This window comes from Streptomyces sp. NPDC047000 (assembly GCF_040644295.1).
Taxonomy (GTDB): Bacteria; Actinomycetota; Actinomycetes; order Streptomycetales; family Streptomycetaceae; genus Streptomyces.
In genome coordinates this window covers 329,650-352,221 of record NZ_JBEYWE010000002.1, presented here as the reverse complement: position 1 = coordinate 352,221, position 22,572 = coordinate 329,650, and the positions used below count along the sequence as shown (strand labels likewise).

Sequence of the window (22,572 nt, the reverse complement as noted above, 5' to 3'; positions counted from 1 at the left end):
AAGCACCCCCACCCGGCTCACCGGCCCCGGCCACCAAGGCTTTGGTGGCGGCCCGGCCCCACCGCAAGGAGCACCCATGACCTCGATCAGCCCGTCCGCCGACTTCCTGTGGGGCGTCGCCACCGCGGGGCACCAGAACGAGGGCGACAACAGCGCCAGTGACACCTGGTTCCTGGAGCACACCACGCCCTCGCTGTTCCGTGAGCCCAGCGGACCCGCGTGCCGCGGCTACCGGCTGTGGGAGACGGACCTGGACCTGGTCGCGGGGCTCGGCCTGAACGCCTTCCGGTTCTCCGTCGAGTGGGCCCGTGTCGAACCCGAGCGGGGTGCGGTCTCCGCCGAGGCCCTGGACCACTACGAGCGTCTGGTCGACGGCTGCCTCCGGCGCGGGCTCGCGCCGCTCGTGACCTTCAGCCACTTCACCGCCCCGCACTGGTTCGCGGCCGCCGGCTCCTGGAGTGCCGCGGACGCCCCGGCGCGCTTCGCCGAGCAGTGCGACCGTGTCATGGCGCGTTTCGGCGACCGCATCGCCTACGCGGTCACCCTCAACGAGCCCAACCTCGAACAGCTCCTGCAAGCCGGCGCGAAACTGCCGGCCGAGGCGGAGGCGCTCAAGGCGCGGATGCTCGCCGCCGCCGCGCACGCCGCCGGAAGCGGCACCTACGCCAGCGCCAACGTCATCCCCGCCGACCGGCAGACCGAGTTCCAGGAGGCGTTCACCCGAGCCCACCGCGCGGCCCGCGAGGCGATCAAGGCCCGCCGCGGCGACCTGCCGGTCGGCGTCTCCATCGCGATCGCCGACGAGGTGGCGGTCCCCGGCGGCGAGGCCCGCCGCGACGCGAAGCGCGCCGCCGTCTACGACCACTGGCTGCGCGAGGCACGCCAGGACGACTTCATCGGCGTGCAGAACTACGAGCGGATCGTGCACGGTCCCGACGGCGAGGTCCGGGCCGAGGGCGAACTCAACGGCATGGGCACGGTCATCGCGCCCGGCTCCCTCGCCGGCGCCGTCCGCTACGCCCACGAGGTGTCGGGCGTGCCGGTCCTGGTCACCGAGCACGGCATCCAGACCCCGGACGACACCCAGCGCGCCGCCTTCATCCCGGCCGCCGTCGAGGCGCTCACGGCCGAGGCCGCCGGCGGCACACCCGTCGTCGGCTACTGCCACTGGACGCTGATGGACAACTTCGAGTGGATCTTCGGCTACGGCGCCCAGCTCGGGCTGCACGAGGTCGACCGCACGACCTTCCGCCGCCGCCCGAAGCCGAGCGCGAAGGTGTACGCCGACCTGGTGCGCAGCCACCGCGGCCCGCTCGCCGAAAGCCGGAGCCGGCCGGCCGGAGACCGCTGACCGGTCGGGGGACCAGTGGGGGGACCAGTCGGGGGATCAGGGGGGTCCCTCGCCGTCCCTACCACTGGCGGGGTCAGGATCCCCGGCCCGGTTGCCGGGCGGTCCCATGAATACTGGACGGATGGACACGCCCGCCCCTGGCAGCCCCACCCCCGGCACCCCCACTGCCGGCCCCCTCACCCCCGGCACTCCCGGCCTCGGTACGCCCACCGCCCGCACCCCCGGCCCCGTGCCCGGGGCGCCCCTCACCGGCCGGGCGCTGGACCGGCGTGCCGAGCTGAGCGAGTTCCTGCGGACCCGGCGCGCCCGGCTGAAGCCGGAGGACGTGGGGCTGCCGGAGTTCGGGCGGCACCGCCGGGTGCCGGGGCTGCGGCGCGAGGAGCTGGCGCAGCTGGCCGGGGTGTCCGTGGCGTACTACACGCGCCTGGAGCAGGGCAACGGGCGGAACGTGTCGGCGGAGGTGCTCGATTCCATCGCGCGGGCGCTGCGGCTGAGCGATGCCGAGCATGCCCACCTCACCCACCTGGCCAAGCCCAAGCAGCACAAGAAGAAGCCCGCCGCCCGTTCCCAGCAGGTGCGGGTCGTGCTGCGGCAGCTGCTCGACGTGATGGACGGGGTGCCGGCGTACATCGTGGGGCGGCGCTCGGAGATCCTCGCCTGGAACCGGCCGGCCGCGGCCGTCTTCGGTGACTGGGGCGAGCTGCCGGCGGCCGAGCGGAACTGGGCGAGGATGGTCTTCCTGCGGCCCGACTACCAGGACCTGTTCGTCGACTGGGAGCAGAAGGCGATCGACATCGTGTGCGCGCTGCGCATGGACGCCGGCTGCTATCCGGACGATTCGAAGCTGGCGGCGCTGGTCGGCGAGCTGTCGGTGAAGAGCGAGGACTTCCGGCGGCTGTGGGCCACCCATGACGTGAAGGAGAAGAACCACGGGCTGAAGCGACTGCACCATCCGCTGGTCGGTGATCTCTCCCTGAACTTCGAGTCCTTCCGGCTGTCCGGTGAGAGCGACCAGTCCCTCGTCACCTATCACGCGGAGCCCGGTTCACCGTCGGCGGAGGCGCTGCGGCTGCTGGCCAGCTGGGGGACCGACGCGACCAAGGTGCAGCAGCAGGCGTAGCCGCCCCTCGGGGTGGCAGCGGAGCGGCCCGCCGGAGTGGATCTCCGGCGGGCCGCTCGCGGTTTCCGTGACTACGTGACCTGCCGGGTCACTTGCCGTAGTACGCGTTGTAGATCGAGACCGTCGACTTGTTGCCCTTCTTGTCGGCGATCTTGGCGTGGAAGGAGATGGCCTTGCCCGCCGCCGGGTTCTTGACGGTGATCTTGCCGCCCTTGACCTGGATCTGCTTCCAGGTCTGGCCGTAGTCGTACGAGACGTAGACCGACAGCGACTTGAGGTTGCTGCCCGCGGCGGCGCCCTCGACGGCGACCGGGAAGGTGACCGTCCTGCCCGCCGCGACGCGGTTGTCCAGGCCGGTCTTGGCGCCGAAGTGGACGGTGGAGGCGGGGAGCTTGACCGCGTCGGAGCCGCTCGGCTTCTTGGAGTGGAAGGTGAAGCTGACGTCGATCCTGGTGGACGCGGCGGCGATCTTCACGCTCCGCTTGACCGAAGTGGTCAGCTTGTACTCGGCGTTGCCCGACGGCACCTTGAACTGGTGGACGCCGAACAGCGGGTCGTCGCTGGTGCCGATCTTGGTGCCGTTGCGGTACAGCGTCGTGTTCACCGAGGTGAAGGTCGACTGGCCCGGGTGCTTGGCGGAGTCGGAGAACAGCGGCAGCAGGCCGGAGATCTGGTTGCCGCTGCGGAACAGGCCGTAGTCGGCGTTGATGTGCGGTCCGAAGACTGCGGTGTTGAAGGTCTTCTCGTAGGTCTTGCCGCCCTTGAAGGTGTCGAGGTACGGCTGGATGTAGAACGCCTCGTCGATCGGGAAGCCGTCGGGGCCGGTGCCGTTGTACTGGTCGAAGTCCAGCTCCCACTGGACGCCGCCCAGGGTGGACAGGTGCAGGGTGCGGGTGCCGGGGATCTTCTGCTCGATGCCGATGCCGGAGCCGCCGAAGCTGTCGGGCAGGTAGGCGAAGGCGGTGACGGCACCCGTCTTGCCGCTGATCCCGCTGCCCATGTGGGCCTTCACCGTGGCGAGTTCGCTCGTCTTCCAGTGCCGGGTGTAACCGGTGGCGAGCTGCTTGACGTGGGCGGCGACGGTGGTGGACCACTGCTCGTCGGTGCCCTTGGTGAAGTGCGCGTCCCACTGCTGGCTCAGGGAGCCGTCGGTGATCTGCGGACCGAGGTGCGCGGTGCGGAAGCCGGCGTACGTGTCGACGAACCAGCCGAACGAGGCTCCGCCGTCGGCCGTGTCGACCGAGTAGTCGACCGAGCCGAACTCCGTCTTGGCGGAGGAGTCGGGCACCGTGATGTCGACCGGCTTCGCCGTGCGGGCGTCGACGGTGATCGTGGTGTCCTTGGTGACGTCGAGCTTGGGCTGGGCGATCCAGTCCAGGCCCTTGTCCAGGTCCTTCGGGTCCACGAGGATCCCGGTGTCGAGGACGTAACTTCCCTTGGGAACGCGGGCGGTGACGGTGCCGGACGGGTCGTAGGGCGAGTAGTACTGGTCCGCGCCGAGGCCGGTCATGCCGTACAGACCGGCCAGGTAGTCCGCCGCGGGCTGCCCGTCACGGCCGATGAACTTCAGTGTGACGTCGTACGACTGCACCTCGCGGACCACCGCGGCGGCCGTACGGACGCTCTGGCCGCCGCCGGTCGCGGTCACGTACGCGGAATAGGCGCCGTCGAGGGTGCCGCCCAGCTTGGTGTTCACGGTGGCGTCGACGGAGGCGGTGCCGCCCGCGGGGACGGTCACCTTGGCCGCGCCGAGGGCGAAGAAACCGGCCGGGGCCGTCTTGCCCTTGAGGTCGGTGGCCGTGGCGGACAGGCTGAGGGTGACGTCCTTGGTGCCGAGGTTGCGGTAGGTCAGCTGCTTGGTGACCGGGGTGTCGTCGCTGTGCGGCCACTGCTGGACGCCGAAGCTCAGCGAGACCGGCTCGGCGACGACGGTCTGCTTGATCGCCTTGTCTACGGCGATACGGCCCGAACCCTGCTGGAACGGCGTGTACGCGCCGCCCTTGGCGGAGCCGGTGAGCGCGGCCTTGAGGTCCTCGTAGCCCCAGTCGGGGTGCTCCTGCTTGAGGATCGCGGCGGCGCCCGCGACATGCGGGGTGGCCATCGAGGTGCCGGAGATGGTCAGGTAGCCGGCCGGTTTCTCGCCGACCTCCTGGTCGATGACGCTGCCCTTGGCCGCGGCGGCGGTGATGTCCACACCGGGCGCGGTGACGTCCGGCTTGATGGCGCCGTCGCCGATGCGCGGGCCGGTGGAGGAGAAGTCGGCGAGCTTGTCGCCGTCGTCGACCGCGCCGACCGTGAGGGCGGCGTCCGCGCTGCCGGGCGAACCGATGCTGTCCGGGCCCTCGTTGCCCGCGGCGATGGCGAACAGGATGCCCTTCTCGGCGGAGAGTTTGTTCACCTCCGCCTCGAGCGGGTCGATGCCGGGCGCGTCCTGGCCGCCGAGGCTGAGGTTGACGATGTCGGCGCCCTGCGCGGCCGCCCACTCCATGCCGGCGAGGATGCCGGAGTCGTCGCCGGAACCGGAGTCGTCGAGGACCTTGCCGTTGAGGATCTTCGCGCCGGGTGCGACGCCCTTGTACTTGCCGCCCGACTTGGCGCCGGTGCCCGCCGCGATGGACGCGACGTGCGTGCCGTGGCCGAAGTGGTCGGTGGCGTCGGCGGCCGTGGAGAAGTTCTTCGACTCGATGACCTGGGACTTGAGGTCCGGGTGGGTCGCGTCGACACCGGTGTCCAGGACGGCGATCCTGACGCCCTTGCCGGTGTACCCGGCCGCCCATGCCGTGGGGGCGCCGATCTGCGGGACGGACTTGTCGAGGCTGGCCTTGCGGGTGCCGTCGAGCCAGATGTGCGCGATGCCGGACGCGGTCTTCTCACCGTTGGTGACGGCGTCCCACAGCTCGGGGGTGTCCCGCTGCGGGGTCTGCACGGCGTCGGCGTTCAGCGTCGGGAGGCTGCGGCGCAGGGTGCCCGCGTCGCGGACGTCGGCCCTGGCGGCCGAGGCGGCCCCCTGGTAGCCGACGATGACCTTCAGCCCCTTCTTCTGGGACGCGCGGGTCGCGGACCGGTTCAGCTCGGTGATGTCGAACAGCCGCTTGTCCAGCTTGCCGCCGGCGACCATGCGGGCCGCGTCGGCGGGGACGACGTAGGTGTGCCCGTCGGCCTTGCGGAGCTGGACGGGTATGTGCTCACGGCCCTTGGCGGGCTGGAGGCCGAGGACCCGGCCCTTGGCGTCCACGGTGACCCGGTCACCGGTGATCAGGGTGATGTGGTGCTGACCTGCGAACGAGGCGGCCTTCGGGTGCGCCGCGCGCTGTTCGGGTCCGGCCGCCGCCGGGCTGGTCATTCCGGCGGCGAGTGCCACTGCGGCCGCCGCCGCCACGGTGGCGGCGTACGCGCTGTTGACTTGTCTGCGCAAAACTCCCCCTGGTGATGGAGTACCGGGCGGATCGGGCGAGTTGTGGTGATCTCGCGTCCCCCGGCCGGGGGCGGTCACGTACGCATGTGCGTACACCCCCCGGAACCCGAAGTATGCCGAGGGGTGATCAGACGCCACAAGCGGATGAGAGAACGGTAAGAAGACCGCGCGCCGGCTGTAACGTCATCGCGTGAACTCCGTTACGTGATCGCCGGGTTGGCGTCCGCGGCGGCGTGGCGTCTTGACGGACCGTCACTCCCGGGAAGCGTTCAGGTCCCGGCGTTCTCCTTCACCGTGATCTTCCCCTTGCGGATGGTGGCGACGCGCGGCGCCTTCCGGGCGATCGAGGAGTCGTGGGTGACCATGATGAACGTCAGCCCGTGCTCCTTCCACATGCGTTCGAGCACCTCCATGATCTCGTCGCGCATGCCCTCGTCGAGGTTGCCGGTGGGCTCGTCGGCGAGCAGCACCTTGGGCTCCTTGACGAGCGCGCGGGCGATGGCGACGCGCTGCTGCTGACCGCCGGACATCTCCCCCGGCAGATGCCCGAGCCGCTCCCCGAGACCGACCGACCTCAGTGCCTCGGCGGCCCGTTCGCGCCGGTCCTTCGTCTTCACACCGAGCGGTACGAGGGCCGTCTCGACGTTCTCCTGCGCGGTCAGCGTCGGGATGAGGTTGAACGACTGGAAGACGAAGCCGATGTTCTCGCTGCGCACCTTGGTCAGCTTGGCCTCGGACAGCTTGGCGAGGTCGGTGCCGTCGAGGACGACCTCGCCCGCGGTGGGCCGGTCCAGGCCGCCGAGCATCTGCAGCAGCGTCGACTTGCCGCCGCCGGTGGGGCCCTGGATGACGAGGCGGTCGCCGTCGCCGATGGTGAGGTCGATGCCGTCGAGCGCGTTGACGATGTCCTTGCCGCGCGTGTAGCGCTTGGTCACGCCTCTGAGTTCGTACATGGGGGCTGTCAGCTCCTGGTCGGGTCTGTCTGGTGCTACGGGTGTCGGGGCCTGCCGAGGGAGGCAGGCCCCAGGGGCCACCGGCCGCGCGGCCGTACGGGACTCACGCCGTCGGCGTCGGTTCGCCGTCCGTCCGGCGTGCGGCTCGTCCGTCCGGCGTGCGGCTACTCGACGCGGCGCAGGGCGTCCGCGGGACGCAGCCGGGAGGCACGCCAGCCGCCGAAGGCACCCGCGATGAGGCCGCCGGCCACCGCGAGGGCGACCGCGACGGCGATGGTGGAGACGCTGACCGGAGCGGTGAGCGCGACCTCGAGGGTCTTGGCGGCCTGCCGCCCGGGCCCGCCGAAGCCGCCGCCACCACCGCCACCGAACCCGCCGCCACCGCCGGTGCTGCCCCCCGAACCGCCCAGCTGGGCCTGGAGGGTGGGGCTGACGGAGGTGACGGCGTACGCGCCCGCCAGGCCGAGCGCGATACCGAGGGCGCCGCCGACCAGGCCGTTGACCATGGCCTCACCGACGACCTGCCGGGTCACCCGGCCCGACTTCCAGCCCAGCGCCTTGAGCGTGCCGAACTCACGGACCCGCCGGGAGACGGCGGAGGAGGTCAGCAGTCCGGCGACCAGGAACGCGGCCACGAGCACCGCGATGGACAGCCACTTGCCGACGTTGGAGGCGAGGCTGGAGGCGGTGGACAGCGAACCGGAGACCGTCTTGGCGAGGTCGGCGGAGGTGGTGACCGTCGTACCGGAGACGTTCTTCTGGATGGCGCCCTTGACGGTGTCGATCTGCTGCGAGTCGGTCGCCTTGACGTAGATCGTGGTGACCTTGTTCTTCTCACCGGCGAGGGTCTGCGCCTGCTGGAGCGGAATGTAGAGGTTGGCCGCCGAGTCGCCGCTGGTGGCGGTGGCGATACCGATGATCCTGTACTTGACGCTCTTGATGGTGACGGTCGAACCGACCTTGTACTTCTTGGTCTTGGCGTACGCGGAGTCCGCGACGGCGACCTTCGCGTCGGTCTCGGTCGTCTTGAAGGTACGGCCGCTGGTGATCTTCGAGGAGGTCAGCGGGCCGAGGCCGGCCTTGGTGACGTCGGTGCCGAAGACCGTGTACTGGTTGATGTCGAAGTTGGCGCCGCCGCCCTTCACCTCACCCTGCGGCTGGCTGCTGCCGCCCCCGCCGAAACCCCGGCCGCCCTGCTGGCCGCCGGAACCGCTCTGGTCCTGCTGGAACTGACCGCGGGTGAACTGCCCGCTCACCTTCACCACGTTGAGGCTCAGCCCGCCGACCGCCGACGAGACGCCCGACTGGTCACCGACCTTGGTCACGGTGGTGGAGGCCAGCGTGGTGAAACCCTGGACGACGACCCGGTCGCTGCTCTGCTTCGAGTCGTCGTCGTTGCCCCGCGCGTCGAACTGGAAGCGGGGCCGCTGCGAACTGTTGGCGGTCGGGGTGGCCGCCTTGGTGACGGTCATGTCCGTCCCCAGCCCGTACAGCGACTGGAGGACCTTGTCCTGCGCCTTGTTCATGCCCGAGGACACGGACGTGACCACGATGACCAGCGCGATGCCCAGTGCGAGCCCGGAGGCGACGACGAGGGCCGCCTTTCTACGGCGGCGCAGTTCGCGCCTCAGGTAGGTGAAGAACATGCGCCGCAAGGTAGGCACGGCGCGTGATGACACACTAAGCCACGCATAAGAGAACCATGAGAAGCCTGTCGCCCCGCCAGGAACAGCACCGCACGCGCCTGTGACCCCTGTGAACCCGTACCGGCCGGCCGGGCACCCCGCGGATTCCGGTCGGTGGGGTCCGCGGAACGCCGAAGGCGGCCGCCCCGGTGGGCGGCCGCCTTCGGCGGTGGGCGGGGTGGGTCAGGCTGCTGAGCCTGCCTTCCACTGGGTCCAGTCCATGTTCCAGTCGCTGAAGCCGTTGTCCGGGGAGACCGTCTTGTCGCCGGTGTTGGAGACGACCACCACGTCGCCGACGATCGAGTGGTTGTAGAACCACGCGGCCGGGGTGCCGGGGTCGTCGGCGCCCTTGGTGTCGGACAGGCCCACGCAGCCGTGGCTGGTGTTGACGCTGCCGAAGACGGACTTGGCGCCCCAGTAGTTGCCGTGGATGAACGTGCCGGAGCTGGTCAGGCGGATGGCGTGCGGCACGTCCTTGATGTCGTACTCGCCCTTGCCGTCGTCGTCGGTGAAGCCCACGGTCGCGCCGTTCATGCGCGTCTCCTTGAACTTCTCCATCATCACCATCTGGCCCTGGTACGTCTTGTTCTCGGGCGAACCGGCGGAGATCGGGATGGTCTTGATGGTCTTGCCGTCCTGCGTGACCTTCATCTGCTTGGTCTGCGCGTCGACGTAGGAGACCTGGTTGCGGCCGATGTGGAAGGTCACCGTCTTCTGCTGCACGCCGTAGACGCCGGAGGCGCCCTGCACGCCGTCGAGCGCCAGCTTCAGCGTGACGGTGGAGTTCTCCGTCCAGTATTTCTCCGGGCGGAAGTCGAGGCGGTTGGCGTTGAACCAGTGGCCGGCGATCTCCTGGCCGCTGCTGGAGGTGACCGTGATGCCCTTCTGCACAGCCGCCTTGTCGGTGATCGCCTTGTCGAAGTTGATCGACACGGGCATGCCGACGCCGACCGTGGAGCCGTCCTCCGGCGTGAAGTTGCCTATGAAGCTGTTGGACGGCGAGACCGTCGTGAACGAGGCGTTCTCATGGGCGACCAGACCCGCCGAGTCCTTCGCCTCCGCCGACACCTTGTACGTGGTCGAGCGCTCCAGCTGGACGGTCGGTTTCCAGCTCTTCCTGTCCGCGGACAGCTGACCGGCCACGGCGGTGCCGGAGGCGGTCGTCATGGTGACAGACGTGAGCGTGCCCTTGGCCACGGCCACGCCGGCGGAGTTGTTGATGGAGGCGTTGTCCGAGCCGTCCTTGGGGCTGATCGTGATCTCGGCCGCCGAGGACTTCTTCGCCGCCGCCTCGTCGGCCTTGGCCTGGGAGGAGTCGTTGCCGCCGCCCGAGGAGGAACTGTCACTGCCTCCGGAGCAGGCCGAGAGCACCAGTACACCGCCGAGCAGTGCGGACGCGGCCATCAGGCCCCTGCGCCGCTTACTGTTCGTCATCACACGCTTCTCCATCGTTGCCGAAATCCCCAACAACCCCGTAAGCCCCCGTATAAGAAAGTTCAACGCCGTCACCGCACCGCCCGGTTCCCGCGGCCGGACGGTGTGGGACACACCACTCCGGCCGCGTCATCGGCAGCGTCCCCCACGGCGCCGGCGCCACGTCACTCGTCGCGGTCGTCCTCGCGTTCCCCGTCATCATCCTGGGCGAGGTCCCACTCCGGCGAGTCCGGGTCGTAGTCGATCTGCTCACTCGACCAGCTCGCCTGCGCCAACTCCACCCCCGGCACCGCGTTGACCAGGTCGAACGGGTCGACGAGATAGGCCAGCGCTTCCGCGGTGTCTTCCGTCACAGCGCTTTCCGCGTGTACCCGCTCATCAGCCGGCATATCGGGATCGTGCGAAATCTTCTGCAATGCGGCACCGGTCACCGCTTCCTCGTCGTCGATCTCCACGACGAGGTCCACCCGAAGCCGTACAAAACGCGCGTTCTCTGGAGTACTCATGCGGCGAGAGTACGGCTGAAACCTCCCGTGACTTTCCTGTGACCCGTAATTTTCACTAACATCTCTTCACACGGCCAATTAGCCAGCGTCACAAGGGGATCGATATTCCGTGTCATCCGCTCGCCGCCCGTTGCTGACCGCCACCGCCGCAGGAACCCTGCTGTGCGCCCTGTGGTTCGTCCCGACCGCCAACGCCTCCCAGGACACCCCGGCGAGATCGGACGTGTCGGCGACGCGGCAGGCCAGGGTGACCACGACGGCCGACGGGACCGGGACGCTGCGCGCCTCACGGTCCGCGTCCCGGTCCCAGGTCACCTCCCGGGCCGACGGGACGGACGTCTCGGCGCAGTTCGCCGACGACACCCGGCTCGCCGACACCGGAAGCGTGGACACCACGCCGTACGTCGTCGGAGGCGGCCTCTGCCTCGCCGTCGGGGCGGGGTTCGTCGTGTACTCGGTACGGCGGGAGCGGCTGGGGTTCTGAGGGGCGGCGCCCTTCCGCCAGCCTCCGCAGTCCTCCGCCGCCCTTCCGCCGGTCTCCCGGGCCGCGACCGGACGGACTACCGCAGCGGGCCGGTGACCTTCTCGGCCGCCGCGACCAGTGAGCCGTCACGCACGAAGGCGTCCGCCGCCTCGAGGTCGGGGGCGAGGAAGCGGTCGGGGCCCGGGCCCGCCGCACCCGCCGCGCGCAGCGCGTCGATGACGGCGCGGGACGCCGGGGCCGCGGTGAGGCCGTCGCGCAACTCCACGGCACGGCCGGCCGCGTAGAGCTCGATCGCGAGGACGCGCGACAGGTTGCCGACCGCCGTGCGCAGCTTGCGCGCCGCCGACCAGCCCATCGAGACATGGTCCTCCTGCATCGCGGAGGACGGGATGGAGTCGGCCGAGGCCGGTACGGCGAGCCGCTTCAGCTCGCTGACCAGGGCCGCCTGGGTGTACTGAGCGATCATCAGCCCGGAGTCCACGCCCGCGTCGTCGGCGAGGAACGGCGGCAGGCCGTGGCTGCGGTTCTTGTCGAGGAGACGGTCCGTGCGGCGCTCGGCGATGGAGGCGAGGTCGGCGACGGCGATCGCGAGGAAGTCGAGGACGTAGCCGACCGGGGCGCCGTGGAAGTTGCCGTTCGACTCGACGCGGCCGTCGGGGAGCACCACCGGGTTGTCGACGGCCGCGGCCAGCTCCCGCTCGGCGACCAGGCGGGCGTGGGCGAGCGTGTCGCGTCCGGCGCCGGCGACCTGCGGGGCGCAGCGCACCGAGTAGGCGTCCTGGACCCGGGGCGCGTCGTCCTGGTGGTGGCCGGTGAGGCCGGAGCCCTGCAGCACGGCGAGCATGTTGGCGGCGCTGGCCGCCTGCCCGGGGTGCGGGCGGATGGCGTGCAGCTCGGGGGCGAGGACCTTGTCGGTGCCGAGCAGGGCCTCCAGGGAGAGGGCGGCGGTGATGTCGGCGGCCTTGTAGAGGGTGTCGAGGTCGGCGAGGGCCATGATCAGCATGCCGAGCATGCCGTCGGTGCCGTTGAGGAGGGCGAGGCCCTCCTTCTCGCGCAGTTCGACGGGCGTGATGCCGTGCTCGGCGAGCAGCTCGGCGGCGGGGCGCACGGTGCCGTCCGGGCCCTCCGCCTCGCCCTCGCCCAGCAGGGTCAGGGCGCAGTGCGACAGCGGGGCGAGGTCTCCGGAGCAGCCCAGGGAGCCGTACTCGTGCACGACGGGCGTGATACCGGCGTTCAGCACGTCGGCCATGGTCCGCGCGACCTCGGGGCGCACTCCGGTGCGGCCCGAGCAGAGGGTCTTCAGGCGCAGGAACATCAGGGCGCGGACGACCTCGCGTTCGACCCGGGGTCCGAGTCCGGCCGCGTGCGAGCGGACGATGTTGCGTTGCAGCCGGCTGCGCAGTTCCGGGCTGATGTGCCGGGTCGCCAGGGCGCCGAAGCCGGTGGAGACGCCGTAGACCGGTTCGGGCTTGGCCGCCAGCGCGTCCACGATCTCGCGGGCGGCGGCCAGCGCGGCCACCGCCTCCGCCGACAGTTCGACCCGGGCGCCGCCGCGCGCCACGGCGAGCACGTCGGACGCGGTCACTCCGGACGTCCCCACCACCACAGTGTGCATATCCATATTCAGGAGCGTACGGGGTGAATGTCGATGGTGTCACCAGTGGAGGGGGCGAGTGACCCTTACCGATGTGGCGCCCGACCCTGTGACCCCTGGCGATGTGCCCGCCTGGCGGTGGGTTCGCCTCCGGTGCCCGGTCAGGGGCGGCGGCCGCGGAACCGGCGGCGTTCCGGGCGACCGGAAGACGGCGCCGGGGGTGACGGGGTGTCGGCGAGGCGTACGACGGGGTCGTCGGGGCCGCCGCGCCCCGCGACGACCGGCCGGTCCGAGCGCAGCGCCTTCGCCCGGTACTGCGCGGCGTCCGCGAGCCGGAACAGCCGGCGGGCGGAGCGGACGGGCCCGATGGGGTCCTCGGTGGAGGCGATCCCGCACGCCACGCCTTCACCGAGTTCCAGCACGGCCGCCCGGCGGCACAGCTCGTCCGCCGCCTTCACGACCTCGTCGGCCGGACAGCCGACCGCCAGCAGGCAGAACTCGTCGCCTCCCAGCCGGGCGGCGAGGGCGCCGGGCAGCATGGCGCCGCACAGGGACAGCACGGAGCCGAAGCGTTCGAGGAGCCGGTCGCCGACGGCGTGACCGAGGGTGTCGTTGACCTTCTTGAGGCCGTTCAGGTCACAGACGACCAGGCTCACCGCCATGCCGTCCCGCCGGTGCCGCTCGATCGCCTCCTCCAGCCGTACGTCCACGGCACGGCGGTTGGCGAGTCCGGTCAGCGCATCGGTGAACGCCAGCCGCCTGGCCTCCTCCAGGCGCTCGGTCTGGGCGAGCCCGGCGGCGACCACGGCGGCCAGCACGGTCGCGAAATCGGCGTCGGGCCGGGCGAATCCGGGAGCGCCGACCGGGCGGGCGACATACAGCTCGCCCCAGGCGCGGCCGTGCAGCACCACCGGCGCGACCACGCAGCAGCCCCGGCCCCGGCGACGCAGGGCGGCGACGCGCTGATGGACGTAGCCGGCGCGGGCGGCGCCCCCGTCCCCGGCCGGGCCCTTCGCCGTCTCGACCCAGGCGTTGGGACCGCCGCCGCCCGCCCAGCGCTCGTGCAGGAACTCGGTGATCTCGGGGAAGCGGTGCACGGGATACGTCTCGCCGTCCGGGAACTCCTCCTCGCCCGGCGCCAGCTCCCCCACGTTCACCAGGACCCGCAGCCGGCCGAGCTCCCGCTCCCACACCGACAGCGCCGCGAAACTGCCGTCCAGCGCCCGGCACGCCCCCAGCGCCGCGGCCCGCCACGACTCCCTCGGACTGTGCGCCGCCGCCATCCCCTGCGCCAGCCCCACGACAGCCGCGAGCCGCTCGTCCTCACCCATCCCCCCAGGCTAGGGAGATTCCGGACCGATCGGGACTTTTACGAGGCAGGCGAGGGGGAGGGGGCTCCACCCGTTCCGTCCGTCGCCGCGAGCCGGTCCGGCCGCATTGGCTCCGCTCACTCCCCCGGCCACACCGGCTTCCGCTTCTCGGCGAATGCCGCCACTCCCTCGACGCGGTCGCCCGAGAACGCCACCGAGCGCCACGCCGCGTCCTCCACCTCCAGGCCCGCCTTCAGGTCGAGGCCGTGCCCCAGGCGCAGGGCACGCTTGGCCGCACGGAGTCCGACCGGCGAGTTCACGGCGATACGCCCGGCCAGCGCCAGCGCCTCCTCGCGGGCCCGGCCGTCCTCCACCAGCCGGTCCACCAGGCCCAGCTCGCGCGCCTCCGCCGCGGCCACCCTGCGCGCCGTGAACACCAGCTCCGCCGCCCGCGCCGCACCGACCCGTCTCGGCAGCAGCTGGGTACCTCCACCCCCCGGGATCACGCCCACCGACACTTCCGGCAGCCCCACCACCGCCGTACCGTCGGCCACGATCAGATCGCAGGCGAGCGCCAGCTCGAAACCGCCGCCGAGCGCGAACCCGTGGACCGCGGCCACCGTCGGCTGGGGCAGCTCCAGCACCCCCGTGTACGCGGCCCGGGCGACCGGACGCTGCCGCAGCAGCTCGGCGTCCGTGAGCGCGTTGCGTTCCTTGAGGTCGGCACCCACGCAGAACGCCCGCTCGTGCGACGACGTCAGCACCACCACCCGTACGTCCCGGTCGGCGGCCAGCGCCGCGGACGCGCCCGCGAGGGAGCGCGCCATCTCCGTGGACACGGCGTTCATGGCCCCGGGACGGTCCAGGACGAGCTCGGCGACGTGGCCGCCCTCGTACCGCCGCACCCCTACATGGTCACCGAACCGCTCCTCGTCCGTCCCGCTCCCCACAGCGCCCTCCCGGTTAACGCGTGTTAACAGCCGTCCCGCCTCGATCATCCCAGTCGCGGCAGCGCGTGGAAAGACCGGATCGTTTACCCGTTCGGGTGACATTCCGTCCGACTCCCCCCTCGGCTCGCATCGGCGGGCATAGCGTGCGTCCGCCATGAGACAGGGACGGGGAGGGGGAACGGACTGATGGACGGCATATCGTCCGGCGGGCCGCGGCGGGGGCGGCATCGGCGGATCCGGGTGCGCGGCGGGCGGCGGGCCCGGTACGCGGTCGGGGGGCTGGCACTGGCCGCCGGGACGTTCGAGGTGGCGTATCTGATCGCCGGGGCCACGGTCGGCGGCGGGGGCGACCGCGGCGCGGGCGGGCTCGGGGCGGCCGAGGCGCCGTCCCGGCCGCCGGGCGGAGAAGGCCGCGGTGCGGTGGGTCCGGGCGCCGCCGGTGTCCCCGCGGACGGCGGCGCCGCACCGGGCGTACGGCCCTCGGCGACGTCCTTGCTGCTGGCGGGCACCAGCCTGCTGCCCGGCGCCACCGTGACGCCGTCGGCCGCTCCCGCCGCCACGACCGCGCCGGAACGTCCCGGCACCGCCGTGCCCCGCTCCAGGCCCGGACCGACCTCGGGTCCCGGCGCCGCGGCCCCGGAGCCGACCGGCGCGCCGCCCACGGCGCCGACCACGGCGCCGGGCGCCACGCCCGGGACGGGTGGGCCTGCGGGACCATCGGGTTCCCCGCCTCACCGGAACGGGTCCGGGTCGGGGTCGGGGTCCGGGATCTGCGTACCGGTCATCGGGCTGTGCGTCGATCCGCTGCTGGCCGGCGACGGGCTCGGCGGCCACGACCACGACAGCGGCCACGGCCGCCACGAGCGGAGGTGAGGAAGCCACCGCGCCCGCCGGACCGTCCCGCCGGGTCAGCCGCTCGGGCCGTCCCGTGGAGTCAGCCGCTCGGGTCGTCCCGCCGGGTCAGCAGCCACGGCTCCACCACGCCCAGCCCGCGCACCGGGCGCTGCCACATCGGCTGGAGCGCGAACCGGTACGCCGGCGGCTCCTCGCCCTCCTTCTCCGCGGCGGCAGCGGCCTCGGCGGCCGCCGCCTCGGAGACCGGGGCGTCGCGGGTGCGGACGAGTTCCTCCGCGAACGCGGTGTCGACGAGCACGGCGTCCCGGGGCGCTATCGACGTCAGCCGTGACGCGAGGTTCACCGTCGTACCGAAGACGTCGCCCATCCGCGTCGTCACCGTGCCGAGCGCCATGCCCACGCGCAGTTCCGGCATCGTCTCGTCGTGCGCCATCGTCTCGATCAGCCGCATCGCGATCTCGGCCGCGGTGCCCGCGTCGTCCGCCGCGTACAGCACCTCGTCGCCCAGCGTCTTGATCAGCCGTCCGCCGTGCGCCGCGACCAGGTCGGCGCACGTGGTCTCGAAGGCCTCGACCAGCTCGCCGAGTTCCTCCTCCTCCATCCGCCGCGTCAGCCGGGTGAAACCGACCAGATCCGCGAAGCCCACCGCGAGACGCCGGTCGACCATCTCCTCGTCGTCGGCCGCCTGCACCACCCGGCCCGCCGAAGCGGCCAGCTGACGGCGCCAGACGTAGACCAGGAACTCCTCCAGTTCGGGCAGGAGCAGCTCGACGATGGGGTACGTCACCTCGGTACGGGTCATACCGGGTTCGGGGGGCTCGGTCAGGCCCTCCAGGAAGGAATCCATCTGCCATTCGGCCAACCGGGCGGTGGTCTGGCCCGTGGAGCGGGCCACCTGCACCGCCATGGCCTCGCTGAGCAGGCCCGCCTCGACCAGGCCGGCCAGCCGCCGCAGGGCCAGGACGTCCGCCTCGGTCAGCGCCCGCGCCTGGCCTATGTCCGCGAAGCCCATCGCCCGCCAGAACCGGGACGCCAGCTCCATGGACACACCGGCGCTACGGGCCGCCTGGAACGGTGTGTAACGGCGCTCGGCGCCCAGGATCAGGCCTTCGAGACGCAGCGCCAGCGGATGCCCGCCGAGCTCGGCCTCATCCGCGTCATCCGGCTCGCCCGCGTCACCCCGGTCGCCCGGATCACCCAGGTCACCCCGGTCGTCCGGCCCGAGGGGCGCACCGGGCGCCGGAGGGTCCACCCGGCCGTCCGCGTCCGCGCCGGAGCCCGTGTCGTCGACGGTCACGCCTGCTGCCCTTCCGATCTGCCGCGGTCAGGTATCGACCGGGGCCAACTCTACGGCAGCTGTGGGCTGGCTCACTCGTGGAGGAGGTTTTGGGCCGGGAACACGCGGCGCTCAGGGAGTCAGTGGCGCTTCGCCCTGCGCCGGGGCGCACGGTTGTCCGGGGCGGACACCCGCGGTGGCTCGGGCTCGGGCTCGAAGTCGAGCGGGAAGAACTCGTCCTCCCCGAAGTCCGGCGCCCGGAAGGGGTCCGTCGTCGGAGGCGGTGAAGCCGCGGTGGGCCGGGTCGCCCCTTCCGGGGCGGAGAACAGCAAGGTCAGGTCGATGGGAGGTCTCCCGTTCGGTGCGGGTCCGGAACAGTGATCCGGCACGGCGTGCGACCGCGCGCGGCACGGTGTGCGACCGCGCGCAGCGGTGCAGGCGGGCGTCCCCTGACGGAACGCTCCTGGCAGAGCGGTTCAGGCAGGACGGTTCAAGTAGAGCGGTTCAGGCAGAGCGGTTCGGGCGGAACGCTCCTGGCAGGGGGTGCTACAGCTTGGTCATCTTGGTGTACGGGCTCAGGATCCGCTGTTGCGTCGAACCGAAGTCCACGAGGACCGCGACCCCTTCCTCGACGCCGGTCACCCGGCCGAGGCCGTACATGTCATGGGTGACCAGATCACTCAGGGCGAACTGCTTGGGAGGCGGCGTGGGAGGGGCTTTGAAGGGGCTGGTGGGCAGATAGCGCTTGGGTGCAGGTGGCTTCGTCATTGGCAACAGTATGCGCCGCGCGGCGCCATTCCCTAAGGCCGACCACATCACGGATGTTCCCGGACCGCCCTCACGCCGGCCGCAGATGCACGATGTCCCCCGCGCTCACCGGCTCCCGTACCCCTTCCTCCGTGGCGAGGACCAGGCGCCCGTCCCCGTCGACGGCCACCGCCTCCCCGACCAGGGACCGGTCGCCCGGGAGTTCCGCGCGTACCGTGCGGCCCAGCGTGGCGCAGCCCGCGGCGTAGGTCTCCTGGAGGCCGCCGGCCAGCGGGTCGCCGTCGGCCGCGTGCCAGCGCCCGTACCAGTCCTCCAGCGACCGCAGCACCGCCCTCAGCAGCGGATCGCGGTCCGTGGTGACCGCCCCGGCCAGTGCCAGCGAACCCGCCTGCGGCACCGGCAGCTCGTCCTCGCGCAGGGTCACGTTGATGCCCACTCCCACGACCACCCCGTCCTCCCCGGCCCGCTCGGCGAGGATGCCGCCCGCCTTGCGCTCCTCCCCGCCGACGGTCACGAGGAGGTCGTTCGGCCACTTCAGGGCCGTGTCCACGCCCGCGGCCCGCGACAGGCCGGTCGCCACGGCCACGCCGGTGAGCAGCGGCAGCCAGCCCCAGCGGGCCACCGGGACGCCGGACGGACGCAGCAGGACGGAGAAGAACAGACCGGAGCGCGGGGGCGCCGTCCAGCGGCGGTCCAGGCGGCCCCGGCCGGCGGTCTGTTCCTCCGCGATCAGGACCGTGCCCTCCTCCGCCGTCCCCGCGGCGACCCGGGCCACCAGGTCGGAGTTGGTGGAACCGGTCCGCCGTACGATCTCGACCGCGCGGTAGAGACCGGGCTCGCCGGTCACCCGGTCCCGTACCAGCAGGCCGCGCCGCAGGGCCGTGGCGTTCAGCGGCGGACGGTCGAGATCCGACCACGGGGAGCCCGCGGAACCCGGCGACCCCGCGGGGCCCCGGGCCGCGGATCCGGGACCGTCGCCGGGCCAGGGGCCATTGTTCCCCGGTGCGGGACCCTTTTTCCCGTGCGGAACGTCTCGTGAACCATCTCGCGGCGTCATGCAGGCCACCCTAGGTGTGTGAAACGCCGCACTGCCGATCGGAGTACCCGCCACTACTCTGCGGATGAGTAACCGACGCAACTTTTGAGCAGGCAGGGAGCCGCAGTCCCTATGTCCGAGCCGGAAGAGAACGACATCCACACGACCGCGGGCAAGCTCGCGGATCACCAGCGCCGGGTCCAGGAGGCGACGCACGCCGGCTCGGCACGCGCGGTCGAGAAACAGCACGCCAAGGGCAAGCTGACCGCGCGTGAGCGTATCGAACTGCTGCTCGACGAGGGGTCGTTCGCCGAGCTGGACGAGTTCGCCCGGCACCGCTCCACCAGCTTCGGACTGGAGAACAACCGGCCGTACGGCGACGGTGTCGTCACCGGCTACGGCACCGTGGACGGCCGTCCCGTCGCGGTGTTCTCCCAGGACTTCACCGTCTTCGGCGGCGCCCTCGGCGAGGTGTACGGGCAGAAGATCGTCAAGGTGATGGACTTCGCCCTCAGGACGGGCTGCCCGGTCATCGGCATCAACGACTCCGGCGGCGCCCGGATCCAGGAGGGTGTCGCCTCGCTCGGCGCCTACGGCGAGATCTTCCGCCGCAACACCCACGCGTCCGGTGTGATCCCGCAGATCAGCCTGGTCGTGGGCCCCTGCGCGGGCGGCGCGGTCTACTCCCCCGCGATCACCGACTTCACGGTGATGGTCGACCAGACCTCGCACATGTTCATCACCGGCCCCGACGTCATCAAGACCGTCACCGGTGAGGACGTCGGCTTCGAGGAGCTCGGCGGCGCCCGTACCCACAACGCGGTCTCCGGCGTCGCCCACCACATGGCGGGCGACGAGAAGGACGCCATCGAGTACATCAAGCAGCTGCTGTCCTACCTGCCGTCCAACAACCTCAGCGAGGCCCCGGCCTTCCCCGAGGAGGCGGACCTCACCGTCACCGGCGAGGACCTCGAACTCAACGCGATCGTCCCGGACAGCGCCAACCAGCCGTACGACATCGTCGCGGTGATCGAGCACGTCCTCGACGACGGGGAGTTCTTCCAGACCCAGCCGCTCTACGCGCCCAACATGGTCACCGGCTTCGGGCGTGTCGAGGGGCACCCGGTCGGCGTCGTCGCCAACCAGCCGATGCAGTACGCCGGGTGCCTGGACATCAAGGCCAGCGAGAAGGCCGCCCGCTTCGTCCGCACCTGCGACGCCTTCAACGTGCCCGTCCTCACCTTCGTCGACGTGCCCGGCTTTCTGCCCGGCGTCGACCAGGAGCACGACGGCATCATCCGGCGCGGCGCCAAGCTGATCTTCGCCTACGCCGAGGCCACCGTCCCGCTCATCACCGTCATCACCCGCAAGGCCTTCGGCGGCGCCTACGACGTCATGGGCTCCAAGCACCTCGGCGCCGACCTCAACCTGGCCTGGCCGACCGCCCAGATCGCCGTCATGGGCGCCCAGGGCGCGGTCAACATCCTGCACCGCCGCACCCTCGCGGAGGCGGAGGCGAACGGTGAGGATCTGGAAGCGGTCCGGGCCCGGCTGATCCAGGAGTACGAGGACCACCTCCTCAACCCCTACATCGCGGCGGAGCGCGGCTACATCGACGCGGTGATCATGCCGTCCGAGACACGCCGCCACATCGTCCGCGGTCTGCGTCAGCTCCGCACGAAGCGGGAATCCCTGCCTCCGAAGAAACACGGCAACATCCCCCTCTAGCCCCGGGCCAGGCCCACGTCCCCGTCTCCCCCGTCTCTCCGTCTCCTCCCCTGTCTCTCCGGCCGCCGGCCCCGGCTCCGGGCTCCCCGGCCCGTGTCCCGGGCCTCCGGCCCGCCCTTCTGGAGCACCCATGACCATCAAGGTCGTACGGGGCAACCCGACCCCGGAAGAACTCGCGGCGGCCCTGACCGTCGTCCAGGTCAGGGCGGCGGCCCTGGCGGCGGCGTCGTCCACCCGGCCGCCGGCCGCGCGCACGGCCTGGTCGGACCCGGCCCGTATCGCCACCCACCCGCTGCCCCAGCCGGGGCCCTCGACGTGGGCCCGCACCTTCTGGCCGGGCTGAGCGACAGCCCGCCCGGGGCGCGGGGAACCGCGCACGACGCCGCGGCTCCCCGCCCCCTCCCCGGCCCCACGCCTGCCCCGGCTGTCCCGCGCCCCGACTTGAGTACCCGTACTCATGCCTCCCGCCGGAGCCCCGGCGCACGCTGGCAGCGTGCTGTGGTCCGACCCGGAAGACGAACCGCCCCAGGAGCTGCGCGACCTCCAGGCCATGCTCCGCAGACTCGGCATGCTCCTGGCCCTGGCCATGCTGCTGGCCATGGTCGTCATCGGCCTGCGGTGAGCACCCCGCGCGCCCGGGGCGCAATGGATACGCTTCCCCCATGACGAACCACCCGCCCCGCCGCCTCGTGCTGGCCTCCGCCTCCCCCGCCCGGCTCAACCTGCTCCGCCAGGCCGGACTGGCCCCCGAGGTGATCGTCAGCGGTGTCGACGAGGACGCCGTCACCGCCCCCACCCCCGCCGAACTGGCCCTCGCGCTGGCCGAGGCCAAGGCATCCGTGGTGGCCGCACGCCCCGACGTGAGCGGCGCGCTGGTGATCGGCTGCGACTCGGTCCTGGAGCTGGACGGTCAGGCGCTCGGCAAGCCCGCGGACGCGGAGGAGGCCACGGCCCGCTGGAAGGCGATGCGCGGGCGGGCGGGGACGTTGCAGACGGGCCACTGCGTGTGGGACACGGTGAGCGGGCGGTACGCGTCCGGGACGGCGTCCACCGTGGTCCGCTTCGGTGAGCCGACGGACGACGAACTCGCCGCGTACGTCGCCTCGGGCGAGCCCCTCCATGTCGCGGGGGCGTTCACGCTGGACGGGCGTTCGGCGCCGTTCATCGACGGGATCGACGGCGACCACGGCAACGTCATCGGGATCAGCATGCCTCTGGTGCGGCGGCTGCTGGCCGAACTGGGCGTCGGCATCACGGAACTGTGGGCGCCGGCGGCGGAGTGACCGGAGCCGGGGCGTCGACGGGCGCCGCGGCGTCGACCGGGCCCGGAGCGTCGTCCTGAGGAGCCCCACGGCCGCCGGGACCGCCTTCCGGCCCCTCCGGCCCCTGCGGGTGCTCCGGATGCTGCGGGTGCTCCGGGTGCTCCCGCCCCGTGGGCCCGTCCGGCCCCGCCTTCCCGCCCGCCGAAGCCGCGCCCGCGCCCGGCCGCTCCTGCGCGTCGTACGTCATCAGCAGCAGCACGATCAGCGCCAGTACGACGATCATGTAGATAAATGCCGTCCAGCTCACCAGCCCCACCGCGAACGCGCCCAGCAGCCCGTGCACCACGGCCGCGCTGATCAGCAGGACACGCCCGAGGCCGGCGGGCGCGCGGTCGCGGACGGCGACGAGCAGGGCGACCAGCGCGCACAGCAGGAAGTACACGCCGAAGACGATCCCGCCGATCTTCGACGAGAGCGACATGGCGTCGGGATCGAGGCCGGCGAGTGACATGTCCTGGCGGTCGACGACCACCCCCAGGAACCAGTTCAGGGCGGCGATGAAGACCCCCTCGACGAGGAGCACGACCGCCACGAGCCACGCCACCGGTCTGCGCACCACCGGCCTTCACCCACCCTCAAGCCAGAGCCTTGTCCGACGAAGTACCGTCGGACCGTCAAGTCATCCGGAACGCTACTAACGGGTAAACCACCGGACAAGGGTCCTGCGGAAGGCAAACGGCCGGCCGACCGGCGTTGGGCCATTCGTAGGGACTCCACAAAGAAACGGAGTGGGCCGCAGCACGCTCTCACAGAGACCTTGACCACATGGGCGGGCTAGGGTTTCC

General features: G+C 71.8%; 20 protein-coding genes. 8 read left to right on the top strand and 12 right to left on the bottom strand.

Annotated features, from left to right (window positions below):
• Nucleotides 1-76: 76 nt before the first annotated feature.
• On the top strand, nt 77-1,351 hold the full coding sequence (locus tag ABZ862_RS04900) for a family 1 glycosylhydrolase (RefSeq protein ID WP_360952285.1): 1,275 nt from the start codon (nt 77-79) through the stop codon (nt 1,349-1,351).
• 121 nt (nt 1,352-1,472) lie between these two features.
• A complete protein-coding gene (locus tag ABZ862_RS04895; protein WP_360952282.1) occupies nt 1,473-2,471 on the top strand; it encodes a helix-turn-helix transcriptional regulator in 999 nt (332 codons plus the stop codon).
• A gap of 88 nt (nt 2,472-2,559) precedes the next feature.
• Here the strand turns inward: ABZ862_RS04895 and ABZ862_RS04890 are convergent, their stop codons facing one another.
• The 5 genes from ABZ862_RS04890 to ABZ862_RS04870 form a co-directional block, all read right to left on the bottom strand.
• Complete coding sequence (locus tag ABZ862_RS04890) at nt 2,560-5,814, bottom strand: S8 family serine peptidase (RefSeq protein WP_360953092.1); 3,255 nt, start codon at nt 5,812-5,814, stop codon at nt 2,560-2,562.
• Between the two features lie 341 nt (nt 5,815-6,155).
• Nucleotides 6,156-6,839 carry an ABC transporter ATP-binding protein gene (locus tag ABZ862_RS04885; protein ID WP_360952279.1) on the bottom strand — a complete coding sequence of 228 codons (684 nt, stop codon included), beginning with the start codon at nt 6,837-6,839 and terminating at the stop codon, nt 6,156-6,158.
• Between the two features lie 164 nt (nt 6,840-7,003).
• A complete protein-coding gene (locus tag ABZ862_RS04880; RefSeq protein WP_360952276.1) occupies nt 7,004-8,485 on the bottom strand; it encodes an ABC transporter permease in 1,482 nt (493 codons plus the stop codon).
• A gap of 222 nt (nt 8,486-8,707) precedes the next feature.
• Complete coding sequence (locus ABZ862_RS04875) at nt 8,708-9,958, bottom strand: Ig-like domain-containing protein (RefSeq protein ID WP_360952273.1); 1,251 nt, start codon at nt 9,956-9,958, stop codon at nt 8,708-8,710.
• 164 nt (nt 9,959-10,122) lie between these two features.
• On the bottom strand, nt 10,123-10,464 hold the full coding sequence (locus ABZ862_RS04870) for a hypothetical protein (RefSeq protein ID WP_360952270.1): 342 nt from the start codon (nt 10,462-10,464) through the stop codon (nt 10,123-10,125).
• 109 nt (nt 10,465-10,573) lie between these two features.
• On the opposite strand from ABZ862_RS04870, the gene ABZ862_RS04865 reads away from it, so the two are divergent.
• The gene (locus ABZ862_RS04865; protein WP_360952267.1) at nt 10,574-10,948 is read left to right on the top strand and encodes an LAETG motif-containing sortase-dependent surface protein; all 375 of its coding nucleotides are present in this window, start codon (nt 10,574-10,576) and stop codon (nt 10,946-10,948) included.
• A gap of 76 nt (nt 10,949-11,024) precedes the next feature.
• Here the strand turns inward: ABZ862_RS04865 and hutH are convergent, their stop codons facing one another.
• From hutH to ABZ862_RS04850, 3 genes are all read right to left on the bottom strand, one after another.
• A complete protein-coding gene (gene hutH, locus ABZ862_RS04860) occupies nt 11,025-12,563 on the bottom strand; it encodes a histidine ammonia-lyase (protein ID WP_360953089.1) in 1,539 nt (512 codons plus the stop codon).
• 140 nt (nt 12,564-12,703) lie between these two features.
• Complete coding sequence (locus ABZ862_RS04855) at nt 12,704-13,873, bottom strand: GGDEF domain-containing protein (protein ID WP_360952264.1); 1,170 nt, start codon at nt 13,871-13,873, stop codon at nt 12,704-12,706.
• Between the two features lie 116 nt (nt 13,874-13,989).
• Nucleotides 13,990-14,850: an enoyl-CoA hydratase-related protein gene (locus tag ABZ862_RS04850; RefSeq protein WP_360953086.1), complete on the bottom strand. Its 861-nt coding sequence runs from the start codon at nt 14,848-14,850 to the stop codon at nt 13,990-13,992.
• 138 nt (nt 14,851-14,988) lie between these two features.
• On the opposite strand from ABZ862_RS04850, the gene ABZ862_RS04845 reads away from it, so the two are divergent.
• Nucleotides 14,989-15,675 carry a hypothetical protein gene (locus tag ABZ862_RS04845; RefSeq protein ID WP_360952261.1) on the top strand — a complete coding sequence of 229 codons (687 nt, stop codon included), beginning with the start codon at nt 14,989-14,991 and terminating at the stop codon, nt 15,673-15,675.
• Nucleotides 15,676-15,736: 61 nt separating this feature from the next.
• On the opposite strand, the gene ABZ862_RS04840 is transcribed toward ABZ862_RS04845, so the two are convergent.
• From ABZ862_RS04840 to ABZ862_RS04830, 3 genes are all read right to left on the bottom strand, one after another.
• Nucleotides 15,737-16,954: an adenylate/guanylate cyclase domain-containing protein gene (locus tag ABZ862_RS04840; RefSeq protein WP_360952258.1), complete on the bottom strand. Its 1,218-nt coding sequence runs from the start codon at nt 16,952-16,954 to the stop codon at nt 15,737-15,739.
• Between the two features lie 525 nt (nt 16,955-17,479).
• Complete coding sequence (locus ABZ862_RS04835) at nt 17,480-17,701, bottom strand: hypothetical protein (RefSeq protein ID WP_360952255.1); 222 nt, start codon at nt 17,699-17,701, stop codon at nt 17,480-17,482.
• A 70-nt stretch (nt 17,702-17,771) separates the two neighbouring features.
• Nucleotides 17,772-18,758 (bottom strand): biotin--[acetyl-CoA-carboxylase] ligase, encoded by a 987-nt coding sequence (locus tag ABZ862_RS04830; RefSeq protein WP_360952252.1) that lies wholly within the window; start codon nt 18,756-18,758, stop codon nt 17,772-17,774.
• 111 nt (nt 18,759-18,869) lie between these two features.
• On the opposite strand from ABZ862_RS04830, the gene ABZ862_RS04825 reads away from it, so the two are divergent.
• The 4 genes from ABZ862_RS04825 (at nt 18,870) to ABZ862_RS04810 (ending at nt 21,748) form a co-directional block, all read left to right on the top strand.
• Nucleotides 18,870-20,465, top strand: a complete 1,596-nt coding sequence (locus ABZ862_RS04825) for an acyl-CoA carboxylase subunit beta (protein ID WP_360952249.1) — start codon at nt 18,870-18,872, stop codon at nt 20,463-20,465.
• A 130-nt stretch (nt 20,466-20,595) separates the two neighbouring features.
• Nucleotides 20,596-20,808 (top strand): acyl-CoA carboxylase subunit epsilon, encoded by a 213-nt coding sequence (locus ABZ862_RS04820; protein WP_360952246.1) that lies wholly within the window; start codon nt 20,596-20,598, stop codon nt 20,806-20,808.
• A 150-nt stretch (nt 20,809-20,958) separates the two neighbouring features.
• Complete coding sequence (locus ABZ862_RS04815; RefSeq protein ID WP_360952243.1) at nt 20,959-21,087, top strand: hypothetical protein; 129 nt, start codon at nt 20,959-20,961, stop codon at nt 21,085-21,087.
• Between the two features lie 40 nt (nt 21,088-21,127).
• Nucleotides 21,128-21,748: a nucleoside triphosphate pyrophosphatase gene (locus ABZ862_RS04810; protein ID WP_360952240.1), complete on the top strand. Its 621-nt coding sequence runs from the start codon at nt 21,128-21,130 to the stop codon at nt 21,746-21,748.
• On the opposite strand, the gene ABZ862_RS04805 is transcribed toward ABZ862_RS04810, so the two are convergent.
• Entirely contained in the window at nt 21,717-22,346 is a 630-nt protein-coding gene (locus tag ABZ862_RS04805) for a hypothetical protein (RefSeq protein ID WP_360952237.1), read from the bottom strand. The two genes, ABZ862_RS04810 and ABZ862_RS04805, sit on opposite strands and share 32 nt — an antisense overlap.
• Between the last annotated feature and the right edge of the window lie 226 nt (nt 22,347-22,572).

Excerpts from the sequence above, each read along its gene's own strand:
- ABZ862_RS04890 (WP_360953092.1), bottom strand. The coding sequence starts at position 5,814 with ATGACCAGCCCGGCGGCGGCCGGACCCGAACAGCGCGCGGCGCACCCG.
- ABZ862_RS04825 (WP_360952249.1), top strand. The coding sequence starts at position 18,870 with ATGTCCGAGCCGGAAGAGAACGACATCCACACGACCGCGGGCAAGCTC.
- ABZ862_RS04835 (WP_360952255.1), bottom strand. The coding sequence starts at position 17,701 with ATGACGAAGCCACCTGCACCCAAGCGCTATCTGCCCACCAGCCCCTTC.
- ABZ862_RS04810 (WP_360952240.1), top strand. The coding sequence starts at position 21,128 with ATGACGAACCACCCGCCCCGCCGCCTCGTGCTGGCCTCCGCCTCCCCC.
- ABZ862_RS04895 (WP_360952282.1), top strand. The coding sequence starts at position 1,473 with ATGGACACGCCCGCCCCTGGCAGCCCCACCCCCGGCACCCCCACTGCC.
- ABZ862_RS04820 (WP_360952246.1), top strand. The coding sequence starts at position 20,596 with ATGACCATCAAGGTCGTACGGGGCAACCCGACCCCGGAAGAACTCGCG.
- ABZ862_RS04880 (WP_360952276.1), bottom strand. The coding sequence starts at position 8,485 with ATGTTCTTCACCTACCTGAGGCGCGAACTGCGCCGCCGTAGAAAGGCG.
- ABZ862_RS04850 (WP_360953086.1), bottom strand. The coding sequence starts at position 14,850 with ATGATCGAGGCGGGACGGCTGTTAACACGCGTTAACCGGGAGGGCGCT.
- ABZ862_RS04870 (WP_360952270.1), bottom strand. The coding sequence starts at position 10,464 with ATGAGTACTCCAGAGAACGCGCGTTTTGTACGGCTTCGGGTGGACCTC.
- hutH (WP_360953089.1), bottom strand. The coding sequence starts at position 12,563 with ATGCACACTGTGGTGGTGGGGACGTCCGGAGTGACCGCGTCCGACGTG.
- ABZ862_RS04855 (WP_360952264.1), bottom strand. The coding sequence starts at position 13,873 with ATGGGTGAGGACGAGCGGCTCGCGGCTGTCGTGGGGCTGGCGCAGGGG.
- ABZ862_RS04900 (WP_360952285.1), top strand. The coding sequence starts at position 77 with ATGACCTCGATCAGCCCGTCCGCCGACTTCCTGTGGGGCGTCGCCACC.
- ABZ862_RS04830 (WP_360952252.1), bottom strand. The coding sequence starts at position 18,758 with ATGACGCCGCGAGATGGTTCACGAGACGTTCCGCACGGGAAAAAGGGT.
- ABZ862_RS04845 (WP_360952261.1), top strand. The coding sequence starts at position 14,989 with ATGGACGGCATATCGTCCGGCGGGCCGCGGCGGGGGCGGCATCGGCGG.
- ABZ862_RS04875 (WP_360952273.1), bottom strand. The coding sequence starts at position 9,958 with ATGACGAACAGTAAGCGGCGCAGGGGCCTGATGGCCGCGTCCGCACTG.
- ABZ862_RS04885 (WP_360952279.1), bottom strand. The coding sequence starts at position 6,839 with ATGTACGAACTCAGAGGCGTGACCAAGCGCTACACGCGCGGCAAGGAC.